A 21110-nucleotide genomic window follows, 5' to 3' on the forward strand; every position below is an offset into this window, starting at 1 on the left:
AATTTATTGATATTACTTGAAGAATCGACTAAAATAATAAAAAAAGACGGAGAAGGACGCAGATGCAAAAAGAAATATACGGCGATATCCTGAATAAAGAAAATCTGCGCATCACGAAAAGCCGGCAAATGGTCCTCGACATCCTCAAGGACTCCCCGCCGAAATCGATCGACGAGATTTTCATGATCGCCAAGGAGCGGGACGCGAAGGTCAGCATCTCGACAATTTACAGGACCTGCGAGACGCTGTCTCAGAAAGGCCTGCTTTATAAATCGAATTTCGTTGAGGACGGCAAGGCGCGCTACGAGTATCCCGGCAAGCAGCATAAGCACCACGCGGTATGCATGAACTGTCACAACATCATTTCGATAGACGACTGTCCCTTCGGCGAATTCGACGAGGTGATGAAATCCAAATATCACTTCGACGTCAAAAGCCACAGCATTGAAATATACGGCTACTGCAGCGACTGCAAATTAAAGCAGCCCCAGTAATCCCAAGCAAAAAGAGCTTCCGGAATCCGGAAGCTCTTTTATAATCTTTATGATGTCCGCCGATGATGTCAGACCGTCTGTTCTTCTTTGGCCTTGGCTTTTTCGGGGAGGCACACGACGGAGCTCTCAATCCTGTGGTCATGTATCTTCGTGATCTTGACCAGCAGGCCGTACGCTTCAAGCTCGGGCGTACTTCCGTCGTCCGGTATCGTGCCGAGCATGCCGAACACGAGCCCGCCGAAGGTTTCGTACTCCTGCTCGGGCAGCATGACGCCAAGCTGCTCCGAAACCATATCCAGCGGCGTGACGCCCTGTATTCTCCAGGTACTGGAATCGATTCTTTCAATCAGGGCCGGCGGCTCTACGGCGCCGATATCGTCGTCCAGGTCTCCGACCAGCTGCTCGAGCAGGTCGTTCATGGTAACAATGCCGCTCATGCCGCCGTATTCGTCCAGCACGACGGCAAAATGCCGCCGGTTTTTCTTCATATTGCGAAACAGCACGTCGGTTTTTACCGATTCGGGCACAAAATACGCCGGCCTGACCGCATGGTCCATGACGTTTTGGCGCGTTTTGTCTTTAAGCCTCAGATAATCCTTCGCGTAAAGAACGCCGACAATATCGTCCGCGCTGTCGTGGCAGATCGGATACACGGAATGCCTGCTCTCGGTGACGGTTTTTTCCCACTGCGCGTCGTTTTCGTCCTCCCAAAGTATCGAGACCTCGGTGCGGTGCGTCATGATTTCCGCCGCCGTCGTGTCGTCGAACTCAAATATGTTGTGAATCATGTCTTTTTCTTCGGGGTCAATGGCGCCCTTTTCGCTGCCGGCGTCCACCATCATACGTATTTCTTCCTCGGTGACCTCCTCGTCCTCGGCGCGGGGGTCAATGCCGAGCAGCCGCAGGAGCCCGTTTGTCGAAACCGTCAGGAACCAGACGACCGGCGCGAATATTTTCGATATGACAAAGATGAGGCCAGACATCCCCAGCGCCAGCTTCTCGGCTTTTCTCATGGCGATGCGCTTTGGGACGAGCTCTCCCAGCACCAGGGTGAAATATGACAGTATGATCGTTATAAGGATAACAGAGATCGTATCCAGCGTCGCGGCGGGAATTCTGACGCCGAGGGATACAAGCCACTCCGTCAGCTTTCCTGAAAAATTGTCGGCCGCGAAGGCGCTGCCGAGAAAGCCCGCCAGCGTGATGCCGACCTGGATCGTCGCGAGGAAGCGGGCAGGCTGCGCCGTCAGCGACGATAGCCGTACGGCCCGCTTGTCGCCGGCCGCGGTCAGCTTCGCCAGCTTATTGTCGTTCATGGATATGACGGCGATCTCCGCGCAGGCAAACACCGCGTTCAGCGCGATTAAGAGCAGCTGCAAAATGATCTGCCATAATATAGGGTCACTGTCTGTCAAGTAAAAAACCTCCCGATAATATCAAAAATGCTTTCATTAAAATTATTCTTTCCGCTTTCGGCGGCGATCTTCTTGCCACATTCTATATGAAACGGCAGCAAAAACGCGCACAATGACAAGCCGGCCTACTCAAGCCGCCTCATTGTGCGCGTTTGTATGTATATGGATTTTAAAGAAAATACGCCGCTACTTCGTTCCGAGTCGCCCGTGTCTTCCAATGATGCCACACCTATCCTTTTATTTTATTATACCATAAAGTAAGACATTGTCAATTTACTATGCTCAATCCAGCTCAAATTGGCCGGTGTAGAGCTGGAAATACCGGCCCTTTTCCTCGATGAGCTCGTCGTGGCTGCCGCGCTCCAGGATCGATCCGTTTTCCAGGACGATGATCGCCTTCGCGTTGCGGATGGTGGACAGCCTGTGGGCGATGACGAAAACCGTCCTGTTTTCCATCAGATGGTCCATGCCCGTTTCGATCAGCTTTTCGGTGTGCGTGTCCACCGAGCTCGTCGCCTCGTCGAGGATGAGAACGGGCGGATTTGCCACAGCCGCTCTGGCGATGGCCAGCAGCTGCCGCTGGCCCTGGCTCAGATTTGTGCCGTCGCCGGTCAGCAGCGTGTCGTACCCGTCCGGGAGGCGCTGGATGAAGGAATCCGCGTTGGCCAGCTGCGCCGCCGCGACCACCTGCTCCATGGTCGCGTCCGGAAATCCATAGCGGATGTTGTCCGCGATCGTACCGGTGAAGAGATGGGTGTCCTGCAGCACGACGGCCAGCGAATGGCGCAGGTCGTCCTTTTTGATGGCCCGGACGTCGATGCCGTCGTAGGTGATGCTGCCGGAGGTCACGTCGTAAAAGCGGCTCAGCAGGTTGGCGATCGTCGTCTTTCCGGCGCCGGTGGAGCCCACGAAGGCGATCTTCTGGCCCGGCTTGGCGTAGAGATTGATCCCCTTGAGTATCGTATTCCCCGGCTGATAGGCGAACACAACGTCGTTGAAGCGGACGTCGCCGCGCAGCGGCACAAACGCAAAAGCGCCGTCCGGGGCCGCCGTCCGCCATGCCCACTTTCCCGTCCGCGCGGCGCTCTCCCGCAGCGCCCCGGACGGCTCCTCCGTCACGTTCACCAGCGTGACGGTCCCCTCGTCCGTCTCGGGCCGTTCGTCCATGATCTCCAGGATGCGCTCCGCGCCGGCCAGCGCCGCCAGGACGAAATTGGCCTGCTGGGAAAACTGGTTGAACGGTATGGCGATCTGCCGCACGTAGATGAGATAGGAGGCCAGCGTGCCGATATCGATCCGGCCGGAAATGGCGAAGAACGCGCCGATGCAGGCGGACAGCGCGTAATTGAAATAGGAGATGCTGACGATCACGGGGATCATCAGGCCCGAATAGGTCAGCGCGCCGGTGGCGGCCTCCTGCAGCCTTTTGTTCCGCTTTGAAAATTCCACAAAGTCCTTGGCCTCGTGATTGAATATCTTGACGACCTTCTGCCCCTCCACCATTTCCTCCACAAACCCGTTCAGGCTGCCCATATACTTTTGCTGCGAGGTAAAATATTCATGGCTTTTCTTCCCGCTGTGCCGGATGAACAAAAACATGCACAGAAACGCCGCCGCGACGATCAGCGTCAGCGTGACGTTGAGAAGGAGGAGCACCGCGAAGGTCCCGATGATGAGGATGACGCTCTGTATCATCGGCGCCAGGCTGTTGTTGAGCGCCTCGGCGATCGTATCGATATCGCTCGTAAAGCGGCTCATCAGCTCGCCGTGGGTCTTCGCGTCAAAAAAACGCAGGGGCAGCGTCTGGACCTTGCGGAACAGATCGTCCCTGAGCTCCCGGACGAGCTGCTGCGCGACCTTTACCATCAGCTGCGTATAACCGTACGTAGCGAGCACGCCGACCAGATACATCGCGGCCATGAACAAGAGCTCTCTGGCCAGCCCCGGGATATCCCCGGGCATGATAAAGTCGTTCACCACCGGCTTTAAAAGGTAGGTGCCGTAAACGTTGGCCAGGGCGCTGACGGCGATCATAACGGTGACAAGGAGGAGGACGGCCTTGTGCTTTCTGAAATAACGCCATAAAAACTTCAGCGTCTTCTTCATGTTCTTCGGTTTGGCATGCTCTCTGACTACCGGCGCCATTACGCACTCGCCCCCTTTCTCTGAAACTCGTAGATATCCTGATAGATCGCGTTGTGCTGCAAAAGAGCCTCGTGGGTGCCGACCTCATTGATTCTCCCGTTGTCCAGCACCACGATCAGGTCCGCCTCCTCAATGGAGCCGATGCGCTGGGTGATGATGATCTTGGTGGTATCCGTCAGCTCCTCGGCGAGACCTTTCCGTATCTTTGCCTCCGTGGCGGTATCCACGGCGCTGGTGGAATCGTCAAAGATCAAAACGCGCGGGCGTTTGAGCAGGGCCCGGGCGATGCACAGCCGCTGCTTCTGCCCGCCGGAGACGTTGACGCCCCCCTGCCCGAGGTCCGTTTCATAGCCCTCGGGGAACCGGCCGAGGAATTCGTCCACGCACGCGATGCGGCAGGCCCAGTCCAGATCCTCGTCGGTGGCGTTCTCGTTGCCCCACTTTAAGTTCTCGCGGATCGTGCCGGAAAACAGCGTGTTGTTCTGGAGCACCATGCCGACCGCGTCGCGCAGGCCGGCGAGAGGGTATTCCTTCACGTCCCGGCCGTCTATTTTTATGCTGCCGGCGGTGACGTCGTAAAGCCGGGGGATCAGCTGTACGAGGGAAGACTTTGCCGAACCCGTCCCGCCGATGATGCCCACCGTCTGGCCGGCCATGATGTGCAGGCTGATATCCGACAGGACGTATTCCTTCGCCGAGCTCTGATATTTAAAGTAAACGTGCTCAAAATCGATATCGCCCCGCGCCACCCGGCCTCCGCCCGTGCCGTCCGAGATGGCGGGCGTCTCGTCCAGCACCTCAAGGACGCGGCTCATGGAGGTCATTGAGCGGCTGAGCATCAGAAAGACGGCGGAGATCATCATGAGGGAGTTGAGGATCTGCATCACATAGCTCAGAAAGCCGGTCAGCTGGCCGACCTGCATGGTGCCGGTATGGATAAAGTTGCCGCCGAACCATAACAGGCAGGTGATCGTGGCGTACATGACAAGCTGCAGGCAGGGCATATTCATGGCGGCATAGTGGTAGGCGCGCTCGGACGCGCCCTTGTACTCCGCGTTGACCCGGCTGAATTTTTTAAATTCGCTGTCGCCCTTGACAAAGGATTTGACCGTCCGGATGGCGATCAGGTTCTCCTGCACGATGGAGTTCACCTTGTCCATGGCCTTCTGCATGCCGGCGTACAGGGGGCTCAGCTTCCGGAGGATGAGAAACAGGCCGACGCCCAAAACGGGCAGCGCCACGAAAAAGACCACCGCCAGCTTCAGGCTCATGGAAATCGACAGGCCCAGCGCGACGACCATCATAAACGGGCCGCGGACGATCGGGCGGATGCCGTTGCAGATGGCGTTCTGCAAAATCGTCACGTCGCCGGTCAGGCGCGTGATCAGAGACGGCGTGCTGAAATGATCCATGTTGGAAAAGGAGAAGCTCTGCACCTTTTTGTATTCGGCCTCGCGGAGCGCCGCGCCGAAGCCCTGCCCGGCCCGGGCCGCAAAGCGGGCGTAAAGCGCCCCCAGCAAAAGCGCCAGCAGGGCGCAGACGACCATCGCCAGGCTCCTGCCCAAAATATAACCCTTATCCCTGTTCATGACGCCCACGTCGATGATCTGGGACATGATCAGCGGTATCGCCATTTCAAACAGGCCCTCGAACGCCACGCAGACCACGCTGCCGATCAGGTCCTTCCGGTAATCGCTGAAATAAACCGAAAATCTCTTTATCACATATTTTCCCCCAATTGCCGCAAACGCGGCCTTTTAATTATTCCAGGGTTTTACCCGTAAGATTCTGATACATGCGGCCGAGATAATCCAGGAACTGCTCTTTTTCCGTTTGAGAAAACCCCCCCAGGGAGATTTCCTCCACCTCCCGGCAAAGCTTCAGCCATTTTTCATAGTATTCCCTGCCTGTCTCCGTGACGGAAACGGATTCGGCCCGCCGGCGCTCGGCGGGCTCCGAGCGCTTGACCAGACAGGCCTGCTCCATATTGCTCAGCAGCTGAGAGACGGTGGCGGGCTCAATGTCCAGCGCGGCCGCGATATCCTTCTGCATGCAGTTGGCCCGCCTGGACAGATAACCGAGCACCTTGGGCTGTCCCGGCGAAAGGCCGAGCGCCAGCATGCCGGGCCGGATTTTATTTTTCTGCGCGTGGAACGCTCTGTAAAGCGCCATTTCCAGCAGCGTTTTCATGTGTAAGCCTCCTAATGATTAGCTTCCTATCTATTAGTATGCTCATACTAATCTTCCAAATCACGGTTGTCAAGTTCCATAAAATGCACAAAAGACCCCCGGAATTTATCCGGGAGTCTTTTATCTTAAGCGTGAGACCCCTATTTTTTGGTATACCTCCGCATATTCTCCGATTCATAATAATGCTTGATGACGTTTTTGCGGGTGATGATCCCGATAAACTTTTCCCTGTCGTCGACGACGGGCACAAAATTTTGCTCCATGATGCGCAGCAGCAGCTCATCCATGGACGTATCGATTTTCACTGCCGGGTTCCAGCCCTCCCGGAGTATCTCGGAGATCGGGTAATCCTCCTGTTCTTTCATGGAATACGCGCCGCTGTTCAGCATATGCCACAGGAAATCTCCCTCGCTGACCGTGCCTATGTAGGTGCCGTCCTCGGCAACGACGGGCATGGCCGTGTACCCGTGATGCTTCATTTTCTCAAGCCCCTGCCGCAGGGAGCAGCGTTCGTCCAAAAAGGCGACGGACCCTTTGGCGGTGAGAAAAAAGATGATGCTTTTATTCTCCCCGGGGTCTCGGTCCTTATCGAGCGCATCAAAATAAATACTTCGGTCTTTCACCGCTTCTGAAACGATTTGCATATATCAAGCCACCTTATTATATTACTTTTTTAATTGCCATACCCAAAGCCTGGAGCAGCATGGCGCCTCTTTATTATAACAGCATTGTCATTAACAAAGTGTAAAGGAAAAATTAACGGTATGAAAATTATTCTGGGCCTCGGGCCTCGCGGCATTTATTATAAAACGAAATATATGCCATAAAATTTATTAATAACTATGATTGGACTTCTCCCCGGCGCCTTGATATGATGATATCGGAAAACAAAAATAACTGATAAAGCTTTGAAGTGACGCTATGATTTATCTCGACAATGCCGCCACCACCCTGCACAAGCCCCAGGCCGTCGTCGACGCGGTGGTTTCGGCCATGCAAAATCTGGGCAACTACGGGCGGGCGACCCACGAATCGGCCCTGAACGCCGCCTATACCGTCTTCTTTACCCGGGACAAGCTGGCAAAGCTGTTTCACTGCCCAAAGACGGAGAATATGGTCTTTACGGCCAATTCGACGGAGGCGCTGAACATCGCCATTTCGGGCCTCTTCGGCCCGGGCGACCATATCGTCAGCACCGACCTGGAGCACAACTCCGTCCTGCGGCCCCTCTACCGGCTGGAGGAGGCCGGCGCGGCGCTGTCTTTTCTCCCGGCGGACACCTCCGGGCGCATCGATTATGACGATTTTGCCCGCCTTTTACGGCCGGAGACCAGAGCCATCGTCTGCACCCACGCCTCCAACCTGACGGGCAACGTGGTGGATATCGCGCGCGTGGGGAAAATCGCCGGAGAGCACGGGCTGCTGTTCATCGTCGACGCCTCGCAGACGGCCGGCGTCTTCCCTATCGACATGAGCCAGATGCATATCGACGTGCTCTGCTTTACAGGCCACAAGGGGCTGCTGGGCCCCCAGGGCACCGGCGGGCTCTGCGTGGGCGAAGGCGTCGCCATCCGTCCGTTCAAGGTCGGCGGCACCGGCGTCAAGACCTTTGACAAAACGCAGCCGTCCAGCCTCCCGGAGGCGCTGGAGGCCGGCACGCTCAACGGGCACGGCATCGCGGGCCTGGGCGCGGCCGTGGATTACATACAGTCTGTCGGCATGGATGAAATCCGGCATAAAGAACAGTCCCTGGCGGGAAGCTTTTACACGGCCGTCTCGGCGCTGAAGGATGTCGCCGTCTACGGCGATTTCACGCAGGCGGAGCGCGCGCCCATCGTTACGCTGAACATCGGCACGCTGGATTCCGCGGACGTCAGCTTCCGCCTGTCGGAGGATTACGGCATCGCCACCCGCTCCGGCGGCCACTGCGCGCCCCGGATGCACAACGCGCTGGGGACAAGCGGACAGGGCGCCGTGCGCTTCAGCTTTTCCTGCTTCAACACGGAGGCCGAGGCGGACACGGCGGCAAAGGCCGTTGCCGAGCTTGCCTCGGCATACCGCGCGGGGCGGCTTTGATACTGCTTTTGACATGAAAAACACGGGGGAGTTCCATGGCAGCCATCGGCATTGATATTGGTTCCACCAGCGCAAAAGCCGTTGTTTTGGACGACGGCGGCACGCTCGTTTTCAAGTGCATCCGCCCCACGGGTTGGAGCAGCGCGGAGGCGGCCGACGGGCTCCGAGGGGAGCTGGCCTCGGCCGGCTTCGACCCGGCCGGACACGCCTGCGTCGCCACCGGCTACGGGCGGCTCAACGTCCCCTACGCCGGAAAGCTGGTGACCGAGATCACGTGCCACGCCAGGGGCGCGGCGTACCTTTTCGGCGAGGGGCCCTTCACGGTCATCGACATCGGCGGGCAGGATACGAAAATCATCAGCGTCGCCGGCGGCCGGGTCAGCGATTTTATCATGAACGACAAGTGCTCTGCCGGGACAGGGCGTTTTCTTGAAATCATGGCAAACTCCATGGGCCAGAGCCCCGCGGCACTCATCGAGCTTGCCCGGCAGGGCTCCGGTGTCTCCATCAGCTCCCTGTGCACCGTCTTTGCCGAATCCGAGGTCATCAGCCTCATCGGCCAGGGGAAGGCAAGGGCGGATATCGCTTTCGGGATCGTGGAGTCCATTGTGGACAAGGTGTGCGCCCAGTGCCATAGAGCCGGCGGCAGCGGGCCCTTTTATCTCACGGGCGGCCTTTGCGAATGCCCCGGCCTGCTGGAGCCGCTTTCAAGGCGCTTAAGGTCCGATGTCAACACAAGCCCCCTGGGTCGTTACGCGGGCGCCATCGGCGCCGCGGTCACCGCCGGGACCATCGGTAAAGGATGAGGATTCTATCCATGAAATAAAGAATATTAATTGATGGAGGAAAGTTTATGGCTGACTACCGAAAGATGTGGGAAGAGCTCGGGATGGACCTGGAATCGCACGATACGCTTTGCGCGGTCCTGCCGGTGGCGTTTGGAGACACGTATCTTTCCCAGGAGAACCGGCCCGAAAACATGGCGTTTTACGATTTTGTCGTCTCGGAGATCCACGGTGTCCGTCCTTCCGAGCTCATAGAGCATCAGAAAAAGGGCGGCAAGGTGCTGGGCACGTTCTGCGTCTACGTCCCGGACGAGGTCGCCGTCGCCGCGGGCGCCGTCGTCACCGGCCTTTGCGGCGGCTCCCAGTTCTGGGTGCCGGGCGGCGAGAAGGTGCTGCCTAAAAACACCTGCTCGCTCATCAAGGCCTCGGTGGGCGCGCGGCTGGACCGCACCTGTCCCTTCTTCCGCATCGCGGACATGTATATCGGAGAGACCACCTGCGACGGCAAAAAGAAGGCCTGGGAGATTCTCGCGGAGGATGTGCCCGTTCATGTAATGGACCTGCCGCAGATGAAGCGCCCGCAGGATTACACAAAGTGGGCCGACGAAATCCGCATTTTCATCGGCGTGGTGGAAAAGCTCACCGGCGGCAAGGTCACGGCGGAGAGCCTGGGGGCGGCCATCCGGCTTATCAACAATAAGCGCCGTGCCCTCGCCCGCGTATACGAGTGCCGCAAGTCGGAGGTTATCCCCATCAGCGGCAAGGACGGGCTGCTCATGACGCAGATCGCCTTTTTCGACGATCCCGCCCGATGCGCCGAAATGGCAAACAAGCTGGCCGACGAGCTGGAAAAGCGCATCAAGGACGGCGTTTCCGTCTTCCCGAAGGGCACGAAGCGCATCCTGCTCACCGGTACGCCGCTGGCCATCCCGAACTGGAAGCTGCACCACCTCATCGAGACGTCCGGCGCCGCCGTCGTCTGCGAGGAGATGTGTACCGGCACCCGGTACTTCGAGCACCTGGTGGACGAGAGCCAAACCACGCTGGACGGCCAGGTCGACGCGCTGGCGGCGCGCTACATGAAAAACAACTGCGCCTGCTTTACGCCGAACACGGGCCGCATCGACGATATCCTCCGGCTGGCCCGGGAATACAAGGCCGACGGCGTGATCAATACGAATCTCAAATTCTGCGGGCTCTACGATACGGAAAGCCGCTCGGTGATGCGCGCGCTGAAGGACGCCGGAATCCCCGCGCTCAACATCGAAACGGATTACACCGATACGGACGCGGAGCAGCTCCGCACGCGCATCCAGGCTTTTCTGGAGCTGCTTGGCTGACCCCATGCCCGTCACCGATTATTACGTGCTTTTTTTCAGCCACACGTCGGGCATGGCGCTATACGAGTTCGTCCGGCAGCGCGGCATCCGCGTCAGGATCTCTCCGGCGCCCAGGGCCGCGACCTCCTGCTGCGGCATGTCGCTTTTGGTGGAGCAACGGGAGCTCGAGGCGGTAAAAGCCTGCATCGAGGTCTCCGGCATTGAGATCGATAAAATCGTCCTGCTCCCCCGGCAGATCGACCCCATGCGCCATAAGTTCTGCTGAGGCCGGCGCGCCGCGCGGCAGTTTTCCAAGCTTCTCCGCGGTAATTTCGCTGTACAGATACAGTCACAAAACACACGAGAACGGTTCTTTGCTTCCGGCAAGGAACCGTTCTCGTCTCATTTTACCCGTTCGGTCAGCCTGCCGGAAGCCATCGTCAGCACGCGGTTCCCGTAATCGACGGTATCCAGCTCGTGGGTCACCATCAAAACCGCCGTGCCGCTCCCGGAAATCCGGCGGAACAGCCCCATGATCTCGGCGGTCGTCTGGGTGTCCAGGTCGCTTGTGGGCTCGTCGGCAATCAAAATCCCCGGGTCGTTGATCAGCGCCCGCGCAATGGAAACTCTCCGCAGCTCGCCGCCGGACAGCTCCTTCGGGTACGACGGCGCCAAATGCGGGATACCCACCTGCCCGAGCAGGGAAAGCGCTTTCTCCTCCGCGCCGCCCGCGCGCTTAAAGAAATAGAACGGCAACCTGACGTTATCCAAAACGGTCAAATTGGCGAGAACGCTGTGCCCCTGCGGAACATAGCCAATTTTGGAATTCCTGTAAAGAGACGCGGCCTTGTCGTGATACGATAAAATGTCCTGCCCATCCGCCTCAATGCTGCCCGAGGTCGGGCTCAGAAGCCCGGCGATAAGATTCAGGAGCGTGCTTTTCCCGCTGCCCGACCGCCCGATGATGCTCACAAAATCGCCGGACGATACCGACAGGTTTACACGATCTATCGCCTTGAACGGCGCTTTGCCCCGCTGATATTCCTTGGTGAGATCCTTTACTTCCAGCAGCATGCTACTCCCCCTCCCGCATGGTCATATAGGTTTCCGCCCGGCTGATTTTGACGGCGGCATACAGGGACGTTATGGGCCCAACGGCGAAGGACAGGAGCAGACTGAGCGCCAGAGTCCCCAGGATACCGCCGGTGCCCGGCTGCAGATACGGCAGATTCAGCCTGCTGCCGATATACGCGCTGAACGGGAACACCACAAAGGCGGCGATCGCCGTCCCAAGAACGCCGCCGGCCGCGCTGGCGAGAAGCGCTTCGTTTAAAACGATGCCGATCAGCCGTTTCCGCGTCGCGCCCATTGCCCGATAAATGGCGAACTCTTTTTTCCGCTCATTCATCGTAAAGGGAAAAACGGCCGCCAGCACGACAACGGCAAGAATCCACAGCACGGCGGATATGGTATTGATATAGCCGACCAAAGAGCCCAGATTGCCGGATATGCCCGAAATCATGCTTTGTGACACAATAACCTCCACACCCGGTACGCCCGAACGGATGCCCGCGGCGACCGCGTCCGCGTCATAGCCCTTATCAATTTTCACCAGCACGGCGGAGACGGCGTCCTCCGGCGCCTCGTCGGACAGGAAATTCATCCCGGCGTTGTGCGCCGCGGCGGCCAGCGCCTTTATGATATCCATACTCATGAAAACAGAATTGTCCAGGCCGGTTGACGTTCTTTCCAGCTGCGCCGCCACCCGATACGTCTGGTTGAAAAATTTCAGCGTCCCGTCGTCCCGGATGATAATGCCGCTGCCCGCCAGCAGCTGCCCGTCTCCGGCGGCGCCGCCGTAAGCCCTGGCAATCCACGGCTGTATCACAAAATCAGTACCGGGATCAAAGCCGATCAGCTGTACCGCCTCGTCGCAGCAGTCCGCCGAAAGAGACGACAGATAAAACTGCGGCGTTGCCTGTGCGACGCCCCCCACCTGCGCGACCTGCCGCGCGACGGCGCCGCTGAAATAAAAATAGGCCGGCTCTCCTCCCAGGAGAATGCCCTTCATGTCGCTTTCGTGTCCGGCGGGAACCACCATAAGGTCTGCGCCCAGCCGCTGCTGCATGCTGTTCATCCCGTTTTTCAGGCTCCCTGTCAAAATAGCGCCTCCAAACAGGGCAAAGGCCAGAATGGCGACGACGATAATGAGGCAGGCCGCGCGGAAGGGCTTGCGCCGGATGTTATAAATCGATATCCGGTTAGTGGTTAACGGCCGCTGCTTCATTTTTTTGCCGTTCCTTTTTGTCGGATTGATACAGATATACCGCGTTGGCAGCCGCCGCGATGATAGCAAGGCTGCTCAGGATCGTCAGCGCCGGCAGGGCCAGCATCCGGCAGCTCATCTGCGCCCCGTCGCAGACGCCTATTAACGCCGTCGGGATCAGCAGGGCCAGTATCCCGTTCAGGAACAGCGCGATACTCAGGCCAAGGCGCGTCTGTTTTGACCGCAGCAAAATCAGCAGGACGCCGGAAACCGCGATGAGCGCCCCGAGGCCAAGTGCCGCCTGCCCGGTCCCATGGCACTTCATCATCATGTTCATGGACGCGGACATGGCGTCCCCGTCAGCAGCGCATTGCTCGGACTGGTCCGTTTCCTGGCTGTTCATCGGCATACTGGTTTGCTCGGCGCTTTGCGCCGCCGTATGTACGCCGCAAACAGGGAAAACAGTTTGCGGCCCCACTGCTATGAACAGGCCTAAAATGATGAATATGATCCCCGAGATCAATCTGTTTTTCATACCGGAACCCCTTTTTCGCTAAATTATATAATACATATATGATTAATATGTATTATATAAAATAAGCATACCATAGGGCCGGCGCAATGTCAACGGCCTTGATGTGAAGATATTATGTGGAAATCATGAATTTTTTGTGAATTATATAAAGCCGTAAAACCGGCCGTCAAAAATCCGGATTCGTACACATTCGTATTGACAAGAAAAATGTAATATGTTAGCTTTACAGGGAAAAGAATAGCATTTCAAGTGTCCCCGCAGGCGTTCGGCTTCCGGGGAAGAATAGAGAATCGGGTGAAAATCCCGGACGGAACCGCCGCTGTATGCGCTTGATATCCGCACTCGTTGACGAAAGTCGGTCACTGGGAAACCGGGAAGGCAGAGTGCTGAGCGGGAGGAGACTCCCCCAGGCGCAAGTCAGAAGACCTGCTTGAAATCCATGTAGCCCGTCGGCCCGAGACGCCGCGGTTATTTGTTGTGTGTACAGGAATCCGGCTGTGACAATGCGTCACAGCCGTTTTTTATTGCTTATAATCCGGAACCGACCGAACAACGGAGGTTCAGCAGATCAGAGAGGACAGGCATCCCCTCTGATTCGCTGGACTTTTTTTGTTGCGCGTCATAGCGCGCGGCAGCGGCGGCGGCACTGTTCGTCAGCGCCGCTGCGGTCAATATAGAAAAGGAGTAAAAAAATGAAAAAAACAGCGTTCGTATTACTGACCCTTGCATTATTAATGTCCTTTTATGCCTGTGGGGCACAAACTCCCGCGCCGTCAGGCAGTAATTCGCCCTCCGCCGGCACCTCCTCCGCGCAGCCGGCTTCGTCGCCGGAAACGCCGGCGTCTCACTATCCCGTGACGATCACGACCTATAACTACGCCAAGCAGCCCATTCAGGAAACCTTTGACAAAGCCCCGGAAAAGGTCTTCGCCGTTTATCAGGATTCGATCGAAACGCTCCTGGCGCTTGGACTCGGGGACAAAATCGTCGCCTGCGCCGGCCTCGACCAGGATGTCAAGCCGGAGTATGCCGACGCATTTTCAAAGGTCAATTATCTGACGGAGTTCTCCCCGGATAAGGAGAGCGTCGTTATGATGGCGCCGGATTTCATTCTCAGCTGGTACTCGTACTTCAGCGACAAAAAGCTGGGTGAGGTGGATTACTGGCAGGGGAAAGGCGTCAATACATATATGATGCTCAATTCCGGCTGCGCGCCCCAGGAAACGCTTGAAAACGAATACACCGATATTCTAAATCTCGGGAAAATATTCGACGTTGAGGAAAAGGCGGAGGTCATTGTCAGTGAAATGAAGTCGGAGGTCTCAAAGGTTGCCTCGGAAGCATCAAAAAGCGCTGCAAAACCGAGCGTTCTGGTGATGGAGTTTGAGGATGACGGCATCCGCGTCTACGGCGAGAACACGCTGGGCGGCGATATGGTCAAGCAGCTGGGCGCAAATCTCGTTGCGGCGCCGGATAACCATCTGAGCGGCGAGGACTTGATCGCCAAAAATCCCGATGTGATCTTCACCGTATACTTCGGCAGCTCCGGCAGCATCGCGGACGCGGGCGCGGCCACAGCAAAGCTGCTGGACGACCCGAAATACGCCAGCCTCTCGGCCGTAAAGAGCGGTAAGGTCTACGCCATTTCGCTGGGAGAGGTGTACTGCAGCGGCACCAGGACGCTGGACGGTATCCAGCGGCTGGCGAAAGGCATATATCCCGAACTCTACAAATAGATAAATGGAAAACCATCCTGCCAAAAAGAATAGCGCAAAGGAAGCGCGGTGGGGAACGCCGGTCAGTATCGGCGTTTCCCTCGCTTTGCTGGCCGCCGTCGTCGTGTCCGTTGTCACCGCCGTCACAATCGGCTCCACCCACATCTCCGTTAAGGATGTATACTCGGTGATCCTCTACGAGCTTTTCCACCCGGATGAGCTGTCGCCCTATGCCCAGGGTGCCGTTCACGACGTCGTCTGGCTCATCCGCCTGCCCAGACTGGTGCTGGCGGCGGCCGTGGGCGCGGGCCTGTCCGTCTGTGGCACGGTCATGCAGGCCGTCGTCAAGAATTCTCTGGCGGACCCTTACATCCTCGGTGTTTCCTCAGGGGCCTCCTTCGGAGCGACGCTGGCGATCATGCTGGGCGTCGGCGCGGCGCTGGGCAGGAACTTTGTCGGCATCGTGGCGTTTTTGTGCGCGCTGGGCGCCTCCGCCCTCGTGATGATGATATCCAACCTCGGCACACGGTCGAATCCTGTAAAGCTGCTGCTGTCGGGAATGGCCATCAGCGCGGTGTTTTCGGCCTTTTCCAGCTTTATTGTCTATTTGTCCGACGATATGGAGGGGATCAAAAACATCACTTACTGGCTGATGGGCAGCCTGGCCGGCGCGGCCTGGTCCTCCAACGCCGTCGTGCTGTCCGTCGTCCTTGTCGGGACGCTCTTTTTCATGACCCAGTATCGTACGCTCAACCTGATGCTGCTGGGGGATGAGGTCAGCATTACGCTGGGCACGAATCTGCACCGATACCGGCAGGCATATATGCTGGCCACCTCCCTGATCATCGGATTTGTCGTCTACTCTTCCGGAATGATCGGCTTTGTGGGCCTCATCATTCCGCATTTCATGCGGATGCTTTTCGGGTCCGACCATAAAAAGATATTGCCGACAGCCGCGCTGACCGGTGCCATATTCCTGATCTGGGCGGACGTGCTGTCACGGATCATCATTCCGCATACGGAGCTGCCGATCGGCATCCTGGTTTCCATGGTCGGCGCGCCGTGCTTTGTTTACCTGCTCGTCAGGCGATCCTATGGCTTTGGAGGGGATAACTAGTGGAGCTGCGGTGTGACGGGGTATCGGCCGCCCTTGGCGGGGCCGATATCGTCAAAGAAATCTCAATGCGGGCGTCTGCCAACGCGTTCGTCGGCATCATCGGCCCTAACGGCAGCGGCAAATCCACGTTGCTGAAGTGTATTTACCGTGTACTCAAGCCGTCGGGCGGCACGATATATCTTGACGATTCGCCGCTTGGGGCGCTGTCGTATAAGGAATCGGCCAGAAAAATGGCGGTGGTGGCCCAGCACAATTATTATAATTTTGACTTCACAGTCCGGGAAGTCGTCATGATGGGCCGCGCGCCACACAAAAAGCAGATGGAGCGGGATAACGCCGAGGATGTCGAGATCGTCAGCGATGCCCTGCGCCAGGTCGACATGGAGGCGTACGGCGACAGGATCTTTTCGACGCTCTCCGGCGGTGAGCAGCAGCGGATCATTCTGGCCCGCGCCCTGGCCCAGCGCACCAGGTGCCTGATCCTTGACGAACCGACGAATCACCTGGATGTCAAATACCAGCTCCAGCTGCTGAGCCTTGTCAAGCGCATGGAGCTCACAGTGGTCACGGCCCTCCACGACCTGAACATGGCTGCGATGTACTGCGACTATATTTACGTGCTGAAAAACGGGCGCCTTTGCGGGAGCGGCACACCGCAGGATATCCTGCGCCGGGATTTCCTGAAAGAAGTTTTCGACGTCGACGTCAAGATCATTCGCGATGCTCAGTCGGGTATGCTCCACATCCTCTACCTTCCGCCCCGCCCCGATAAAACGGAGGCGTGATAATATTTTTCTTTGGCAGCTGACACTTACCTCCGATTATCCGCAAAACTTAAAGTCCCGAAAACCAAATTCCAGGTTTTCGGGACTTGTTATTTGTATATTATCTTCATATTAAATACTGCTAAATGGGTATTAAATTCCGCCACCATTGATATTTTCATTTTGCTGCCGTATAATTAAACAGGTTGTAAGGAGGTATTTTTTATGTCAGATGATATTTTAAGTCTTGAGCAAGCAATTGAATTTTTGGGGGTCAGTGAAAAGACGCTGATAAAACTGCTCCGGGAAGAACATATCCCAGCCCGTAAGATTGGCCGGGAGTGGCGGTTCAGCCGGGAGGCCTTGGTTCAATGGTTTTCTTCCGGGGATTCGATTGACTATATTAATCAGAACGAGCGATATATGGTTTCCGAAGATGTACCCGGCACATCCAACGCCTTGTTCGACAGGATCCGCGAAGCCTTGTCCAAGGTAAAGGAACACGACAATAATATCAAAATCATATTGAATGAACTCAACCGTGATATTATCATCCCCGACAACGCCACGCTTCGTGTCAGCTATAAACAGCAGCGTGAGGTTGAGAAATTGGAGTTTAAAATCTTCTGGGATTTGCGCGAAGATTCCAAGCTGGAAGCCAATCAGAAATACGTGCCGTCAGGCAGAGGACCAGAAAAAAATGACCAAATATAAGCGAAGGCATGAAAATGTTTTTCTCATGTAAAGTACATCAGCATCTGCCATACTTGGAGTTTTGTCGTACTGTTTTATTGAAATATTGAAAAGGAGTGCGCGAATATGGTAACAAGAAGTGGGCCAAGGCTTACGTCTGCCGTTAAAATCATTATTTTGTTCGGCGTTATCAGCCTGCTGGGGGACATGGTCTATGAGAGCGCTCGCGGTGCAAACAGCCAATATTTCAATCTCCTGAGCATCAGCGCAGCACAGGTTGGCCTTGTATTCGGCATCGGAGAGTTCCTCGGGTATTTTTTAAGGCTATTGGCCGGGGTCCTGTCGGACAAGAGCGGCAAACACTGGATTTTTATTTTTGCGGGCTATGGCATGCTGCTCGTTGTGCCTTTTATGGGTTTTACAATGAACTGGAATATTCTCGTTATCCTCATCCTGATGGAGCGAATCGGTAAATCACTTCGCAATCCCGCAAAAGACACGATTTTGTCCGGAGTCGCTGAAAATCAGGTCGGTATGGGGTTTGCTTTTGGACTTCAGGAGGCTCTGGATCAGATTGGAGCCCTTTCCGGTCCTCTGATTTTCACATTCGTATTCTTATTTACAAGCCAAAACAGGATTCCGGAGTACCAGCTAGGCTATAAATTGCTTTTTATACCGTTTGCGCTCCTGATGCTTTTTGTGGCCTATGCCTACCGCAGCATCAAACGAAACAACCTGATCACCGACATAAAAAAGAAGGAATTCCGATCGGAGCGGCTCAAACCGATCTTCTGGATATATACGGCCTTCACCTTTTTCTGTACCCTGGGGTTTGTCAATTTCAGCATCATTGGTTATCACTTGAAGGCACATAATTTGATGTCCGATGGTAATATTACGCTGCTGTATGCGGGAGCTATGGCAGTAGATGCCGTGGCGGCACTGGTAGTCGGCAAAGTGTACGACCATTTGAAAAAGAAAAGAGAAATGAAAACGGGAGGTCTTGCTGTTCTGATGGCGATCCCCTTTATTACACTGCTGCTGCCATTCACAACAATAAGCAGCTCAGTAATACTGATTGTTATTGGTATGATAATTTTCGGTATCGTTATGGGCACCCACGAAACCGTCATGCGTTGCGCCATTGCGGATATTACGCCCTATTATAAACGCGGCACCAGCTATGGCGTTTTCAACGCTGTCTACGGTCTGGCCTTTTTGATCGGATCAGCGCTGATGGGATGGCTATACGACCTGAATCAAGCGTGGATCATTATTGCTTTGACCTGTATCGCGGAAGCAATAGCCGTTTTGCTGTATTTTAAAATGGTTTGCAGGGTAAAAGCGGACGAGTAAAAAATCCGATGATTAAACTGTAGATAAACTTATTTTCTCAATTACGCTTTAAACCGGTAGCCCGCACCCCGGACCGTCTGGATATAACGCGGATTGCTCGGATCCGCTTCCACTTTGTCCCGCAGGCGGTTAATGTGGACGGCAACCGTGGCGTTGTCGCCCATGGCGTCCATCCCCCAGATGCGCTCGTAAAGCGTTTCGCGGCTGAAGACCACATCCACGTTGAGTATCATAAACAGCAGCAGTTCGTATTCCTTATTTTTCAGGTCGATTTCTTTTCCGTTCACATAGACCCGGTGGGTATCGGTGTTGATTCGGATATTGCCCATGCCGATCTGCTGGGCTGGCCCGGTTTTACCGGCCTGTTTCAGGCGGGAGTAACGCGCCAGATGTGCCTTGACCCGCGCCACAAGCACGCTCGGCGAAAAAGGCTTTTCGATATAATCGTCCGCCCCGAGCCCGAGTCCGCGTATCTTGTCGATGTCTTCCCGTCGTGCCGTAACCATCAGAATCGGAATATCCAGCCTCTCCCGCAGCTCACGGCAGACGGTAAAACCATCCATGCCGGGGAGCATAAGATCCAGCAGGATCAAGTCAAGCCCGCCCTGTAAAGCTTTTTCCATTCCGCTCTTGCCATCTTGTGCGAGCTCTACCTCAAAATGGTCAATAGCGAGATAATCCCGCTCTATGGCGGCGATGGCGTCGTCATCTTCTATTATCAGTATTTTTTCCATACTACTCCTCCGCTTTTGGGAGACAAATCACGATTTCCAAGCCGCCGTCTTCTCCGGCTTTCGCCTCAATGGTTCCGTTCATACGGTGGATCGCATTGGCAGCGATGGCAAGTCCAAGACCACTGCCGCGATGGGGGTATTGCCGCGATGGATCAGCGCGGTAAAATACCTCAAACAGATGGGGCAGCGCGTCCTGTGAAACACCGGGGCCATCGTCACGAAGAGACAGGCGAAATCTGCCGGTTTCCTCCTGCAGAGAAATGATCAGCTTTCCCGTCGCCTTCGTTTTATACTTCAGGCTATTCTCCATAATATTGATAAGCACACGTTGCAGCTGATCCGGGTCGGCCATAACGGTTGCCGGTGCGAGTGCATCGGCGGAGAGAAGAAGTCCCTTTTCCTCATACTCCGCTCCCAATGCCCGTACAAGCTGGCGCACCTCGTCGTCAAGCCGCAAAAGCTCTGGGTTGTCCGGAAACTCGCCAAGCTCCATTTTGGAGAACAAAAAGATCTTCGCCAACATTCGGTCGATATCCTCGGCCTTGCTTTTTATTGTTTCCAAATACCCTTTTTGTGCGTCGTGTGTTTTGGCGACACCATCCAAGAGCCCCTCCACATAAGCGCGGATGGAGGTCAGCGGGCTGCGAAGATCATGTGAAATGCCAACAAGCAGTTCCTTACGGCTTTGCTCATGCTGCTGTGACAGCTCGACCGAGGCTTTCAGCCGGGCGGCCATTTCATTGAAATCCATACAGACAGGCGCGAACTCATCCTGTGATCCATAGTCGATGCGATGCCCCAAATTGCCCTCGCTGATCTGTTTCACGCCATTGGAGAGAATGTCAAGAGGGCGCTTGATCTTCTGGAACACGAATTTGGTAAGAAAACGATTGGTGAGCAGGATGGAGAAGACGATGGCAGCCGTCAAAACGATTGCAGACAGTGCAATAGCGATCTTTAAAGAGCTATAGGACAACTCCGAGGGGCTGGCGAAGAGCGCAATGCGGTAAACGATGCCGTCAATTTCTGTCTGCCGGACGTATAGCTCCCGGTTCCCGTTGGAAACAAAGCCCTCACCGCCCAATGTGTCCACTGCTGTCAGCAGATTCCCGTCGGCAGCGGTACCCGTTCCGTAGTGATAAATATTTTCGCCGGAGGCATCCACGGACAGCGCCATGGAGTATTTATCAAGCGCCCTGCTGAGTCCTGGCAATTCCTTCGGCCGGCCCGAGTGAGAGATATCCTTAAGCGTGTTTTCGACAAGCATAGTAATGCTCCGGCTGGCCTTATAAAAGTCCTCGCTGTCTTCGAATCCGATTCCTGCGTTGCGTGTCACCGAATACCAGATCACACCCACGCACGCAAGCGCGATGAGCGCGGTGATCACCACCGGCACGAGGATCATCAGAATATTTGAAATGATGAGCCTTTTTTTAATCGTCATATCAGGCGCCGCCTTGCGAACTTAATGTCCCCCAATTATAGCATGAATCTTTTCGTCAATGT

General features: G+C 55.8%; 20 protein-coding genes and 1 riboswitch. Of the genes, 10 read left to right on the forward strand and 10 right to left on the reverse strand.

Annotated elements, in window-relative coordinates; translation table 11 throughout:
- Nucleotides 1–62: 62 nt before the first annotated feature.
- The gene (locus BUB60_RS04090; protein WP_073076388.1) at nt 63–494 is read left to right on the forward strand and encodes a Fur family transcriptional regulator; all 432 of its coding nucleotides are present in this window, start codon (nt 63–65) and stop codon (nt 492–494) included.
- Nucleotides 495–562: 68 nt separating this feature from the next.
- Here the strand turns inward: BUB60_RS04090 and BUB60_RS04095 are convergent, their stop codons facing one another.
- The 5 genes from BUB60_RS04095 to BUB60_RS04115 all read right to left on the reverse strand — a co-directional run bounded on the left by BUB60_RS04095 (nt 563) and on the right by BUB60_RS04115 (nt 6888).
- Nucleotides 563–1909: a hemolysin family protein gene (locus tag BUB60_RS04095; RefSeq protein ID WP_073076389.1), complete on the reverse strand. Its 1347-nt coding sequence runs from the start codon at nt 1907–1909 to the stop codon at nt 563–565.
- Between the two features lie 282 nt (nt 1910–2191).
- Nucleotides 2192–4054 carry an ABC transporter ATP-binding protein gene (locus BUB60_RS04100; protein WP_073076390.1) on the reverse strand — a complete coding sequence of 621 codons (1863 nt, stop codon included), beginning with the start codon at nt 4052–4054 and terminating at the stop codon, nt 2192–2194.
- Entirely contained in the window at nt 4054–5778 is a 1725-nt protein-coding gene (locus tag BUB60_RS04105; RefSeq protein WP_073076391.1) for an ABC transporter ATP-binding protein, read from the reverse strand. The genes BUB60_RS04100 and BUB60_RS04105 overlap by 1 nt, the downstream gene beginning before the upstream one ends.
- Before the next feature lie 37 nt (nt 5779–5815).
- Nucleotides 5816–6244, reverse strand: coding sequence for a MarR family winged helix-turn-helix transcriptional regulator (locus BUB60_RS04110; RefSeq protein ID WP_073076392.1), 429 nt, complete (start codon nt 6242–6244; stop codon nt 5816–5818).
- 140 nt (nt 6245–6384) lie between these two features.
- Entirely contained in the window at nt 6385–6888 is a 504-nt protein-coding gene (locus BUB60_RS04115; protein ID WP_084726233.1) for a CBS domain-containing protein, read from the reverse strand.
- Nucleotides 6889–7165: 277 nt separating this feature from the next.
- On the opposite strand from BUB60_RS04115, the gene BUB60_RS04120 reads away from it, so the two are divergent.
- Genes BUB60_RS04120 through BUB60_RS04135 form a run of 4 tightly spaced genes read left to right on the forward strand, consistent with a single transcriptional unit; the run spans nt 7166 to nt 10710 of the window.
- Complete coding sequence (locus BUB60_RS04120; protein ID WP_073076393.1) at nt 7166–8320, forward strand: aminotransferase class V-fold PLP-dependent enzyme; 1155 nt, start codon at nt 7166–7168, stop codon at nt 8318–8320.
- A gap of 35 nt (nt 8321–8355) precedes the next feature.
- The gene (locus BUB60_RS04125; protein ID WP_073076394.1) at nt 8356–9126 is read left to right on the forward strand and encodes an acyl-CoA dehydratase activase; all 771 of its coding nucleotides are present in this window, start codon (nt 8356–8358) and stop codon (nt 9124–9126) included.
- A 47-nt stretch (nt 9127–9173) separates the two neighbouring features.
- On the forward strand, nt 9174–10445 hold the full coding sequence (locus tag BUB60_RS04130; protein WP_073076395.1) for a double-cubane-cluster-containing anaerobic reductase: 1272 nt from the start codon (nt 9174–9176) through the stop codon (nt 10443–10445).
- A complete protein-coding gene (locus BUB60_RS04135; RefSeq protein WP_143162261.1) occupies nt 10438–10710 on the forward strand; it encodes a putative Se/S carrier protein in 273 nt (90 codons plus the stop codon). Before BUB60_RS04130 ends, BUB60_RS04135 begins: the two co-directional genes overlap by 8 nt.
- A 116-nt stretch (nt 10711–10826) precedes the next feature.
- On the opposite strand, the gene BUB60_RS04140 is transcribed toward BUB60_RS04135, so the two are convergent.
- From BUB60_RS04140 to BUB60_RS04150, 3 genes are read right to left on the reverse strand one after another with little or no spacing between them, the layout of a single operon-like run.
- Nucleotides 10827–11498, reverse strand: a complete 672-nt coding sequence (locus tag BUB60_RS04140) for an ABC transporter ATP-binding protein (protein ID WP_073076397.1) — start codon at nt 11496–11498, stop codon at nt 10827–10829.
- Nucleotide 11499: 1 nt separating this feature from the next.
- A complete protein-coding gene (locus BUB60_RS04145) occupies nt 11500–12711 on the reverse strand; it encodes an ABC transporter permease (protein ID WP_073076398.1) in 1212 nt (403 codons plus the stop codon).
- Complete coding sequence (locus BUB60_RS04150) at nt 12686–13225, reverse strand: DUF4418 family protein (RefSeq protein ID WP_073076399.1); 540 nt, start codon at nt 13223–13225, stop codon at nt 12686–12688. The genes BUB60_RS04145 and BUB60_RS04150 overlap by 26 nt, the downstream gene beginning before the upstream one ends.
- 230 nt (nt 13226–13455) lie before the next feature.
- Nucleotides 13456–13673, forward strand: a riboswitch (cobalamin riboswitch).
- Between the two features lie 244 nt (nt 13674–13917).
- Between BUB60_RS04150 and BUB60_RS04155 the strand changes: the two genes are divergently transcribed.
- From BUB60_RS04155 to BUB60_RS04175, 5 genes are all read left to right on the forward strand, one after another.
- Nucleotides 13918–14961, forward strand: a complete 1044-nt coding sequence (locus tag BUB60_RS04155) for an ABC transporter substrate-binding protein (protein ID WP_073076400.1) — start codon at nt 13918–13920, stop codon at nt 14959–14961.
- A gap of 4 nt (nt 14962–14965) precedes the next feature.
- Nucleotides 14966–16057, forward strand: coding sequence for a FecCD family ABC transporter permease (locus BUB60_RS04160; RefSeq protein WP_073076401.1), 1092 nt, complete (start codon nt 14966–14968; stop codon nt 16055–16057).
- Nucleotides 16057–16842: an ABC transporter ATP-binding protein gene (locus BUB60_RS04165; RefSeq protein WP_073076402.1), complete on the forward strand. Its 786-nt coding sequence runs from the start codon at nt 16057–16059 to the stop codon at nt 16840–16842. Before BUB60_RS04160 ends, BUB60_RS04165 begins: the two co-directional genes overlap by 1 nt.
- 204 nt (nt 16843–17046) lie before the next feature.
- Nucleotides 17047–17535 carry a helix-turn-helix domain-containing protein gene (locus tag BUB60_RS04170; protein ID WP_073076403.1) on the forward strand — a complete coding sequence of 163 codons (489 nt, stop codon included), beginning with the start codon at nt 17047–17049 and terminating at the stop codon, nt 17533–17535.
- Nucleotides 17536–17640: 105 nt separating this feature from the next.
- On the forward strand, nt 17641–18870 hold the full coding sequence (locus BUB60_RS04175; protein ID WP_073076404.1) for an MFS transporter: 1230 nt from the start codon (nt 17641–17643) through the stop codon (nt 18868–18870).
- A 41-nt stretch (nt 18871–18911) separates the two neighbouring features.
- On the opposite strand, the gene BUB60_RS04180 is transcribed toward BUB60_RS04175, so the two are convergent.
- Both BUB60_RS04180 and BUB60_RS04185 read right to left on the reverse strand, forming a co-directional pair.
- A complete protein-coding gene (locus tag BUB60_RS04180; RefSeq protein ID WP_073076405.1) occupies nt 18912–19604 on the reverse strand; it encodes a response regulator transcription factor in 693 nt (230 codons plus the stop codon).
- A gap of 1 nt (nt 19605) precedes the next feature.
- The gene (locus BUB60_RS04185) at nt 19606–21048 is read right to left on the reverse strand and encodes a sensor histidine kinase (protein ID WP_073076406.1); all 1443 of its coding nucleotides are present in this window, start codon (nt 21046–21048) and stop codon (nt 19606–19608) included.
- Between the last annotated feature and the right edge of the window lie 62 nt (nt 21049–21110).

The organism is Sporobacter termitidis DSM 10068 (genome assembly GCF_900130065.1).
Taxonomy (GTDB): Bacteria; Bacillota; Clostridia; order Oscillospirales; family Oscillospiraceae; genus Sporobacter; species Sporobacter termitidis.

Bases quoted from the DNA above. Each gene is read 5' to 3' on its own strand.
- BUB60_RS04150 (WP_073076399.1), bottom strand. From the start codon at position 13,225: ATGAAAAACAGATTGATCTCGGGGATCATATTCATCATTTTAGGCCTG.
- BUB60_RS04145 (WP_073076398.1), bottom strand. From the start codon at position 12,711: ATGAAGCAGCGGCCGTTAACCACTAACCGGATATCGATTTATAACATC.
- BUB60_RS04170 (WP_073076403.1), top strand. From the start codon at position 17,047: ATGTCAGATGATATTTTAAGTCTTGAGCAAGCAATTGAATTTTTGGGG.
- BUB60_RS04155 (WP_073076400.1), top strand. From the start codon at position 13,918: ATGAAAAAAACAGCGTTCGTATTACTGACCCTTGCATTATTAATGTCC.
- BUB60_RS04180 (WP_073076405.1), bottom strand. From the start codon at position 19,604: ATGGAAAAAATACTGATAATAGAAGATGACGACGCCATCGCCGCCATA.
- BUB60_RS04115 (WP_084726233.1), bottom strand. From the start codon at position 6,888: ATGCAAATCGTTTCAGAAGCGGTGAAAGACCGAAGTATTTATTTTGAT.
- BUB60_RS04185 (WP_073076406.1), bottom strand. From the start codon at position 21,048: ATGACGATTAAAAAAAGGCTCATCATTTCAAATATTCTGATGATCCTC.
- BUB60_RS04110 (WP_073076392.1), bottom strand. From the start codon at position 6,244: ATGAAAACGCTGCTGGAAATGGCGCTTTACAGAGCGTTCCACGCGCAG.
- BUB60_RS04125 (WP_073076394.1), top strand. From the start codon at position 8,356: ATGGCAGCCATCGGCATTGATATTGGTTCCACCAGCGCAAAAGCCGTT.
- BUB60_RS04140 (WP_073076397.1), bottom strand. From the start codon at position 11,498: ATGCTGCTGGAAGTAAAGGATCTCACCAAGGAATATCAGCGGGGCAAA.
- BUB60_RS04090 (WP_073076388.1), top strand. From the start codon at position 63: ATGCAAAAAGAAATATACGGCGATATCCTGAATAAAGAAAATCTGCGC.
- BUB60_RS04160 (WP_073076401.1), top strand. From the start codon at position 14,966: ATGGAAAACCATCCTGCCAAAAAGAATAGCGCAAAGGAAGCGCGGTGG.
- BUB60_RS04100 (WP_073076390.1), bottom strand. From the start codon at position 4,054: ATGGCGCCGGTAGTCAGAGAGCATGCCAAACCGAAGAACATGAAGAAG.
- BUB60_RS04120 (WP_073076393.1), top strand. From the start codon at position 7,166: ATGATTTATCTCGACAATGCCGCCACCACCCTGCACAAGCCCCAGGCC.
- BUB60_RS04175 (WP_073076404.1), top strand. From the start codon at position 17,641: ATGGTAACAAGAAGTGGGCCAAGGCTTACGTCTGCCGTTAAAATCATT.
- BUB60_RS04130 (WP_073076395.1), top strand. From the start codon at position 9,174: ATGGCTGACTACCGAAAGATGTGGGAAGAGCTCGGGATGGACCTGGAA.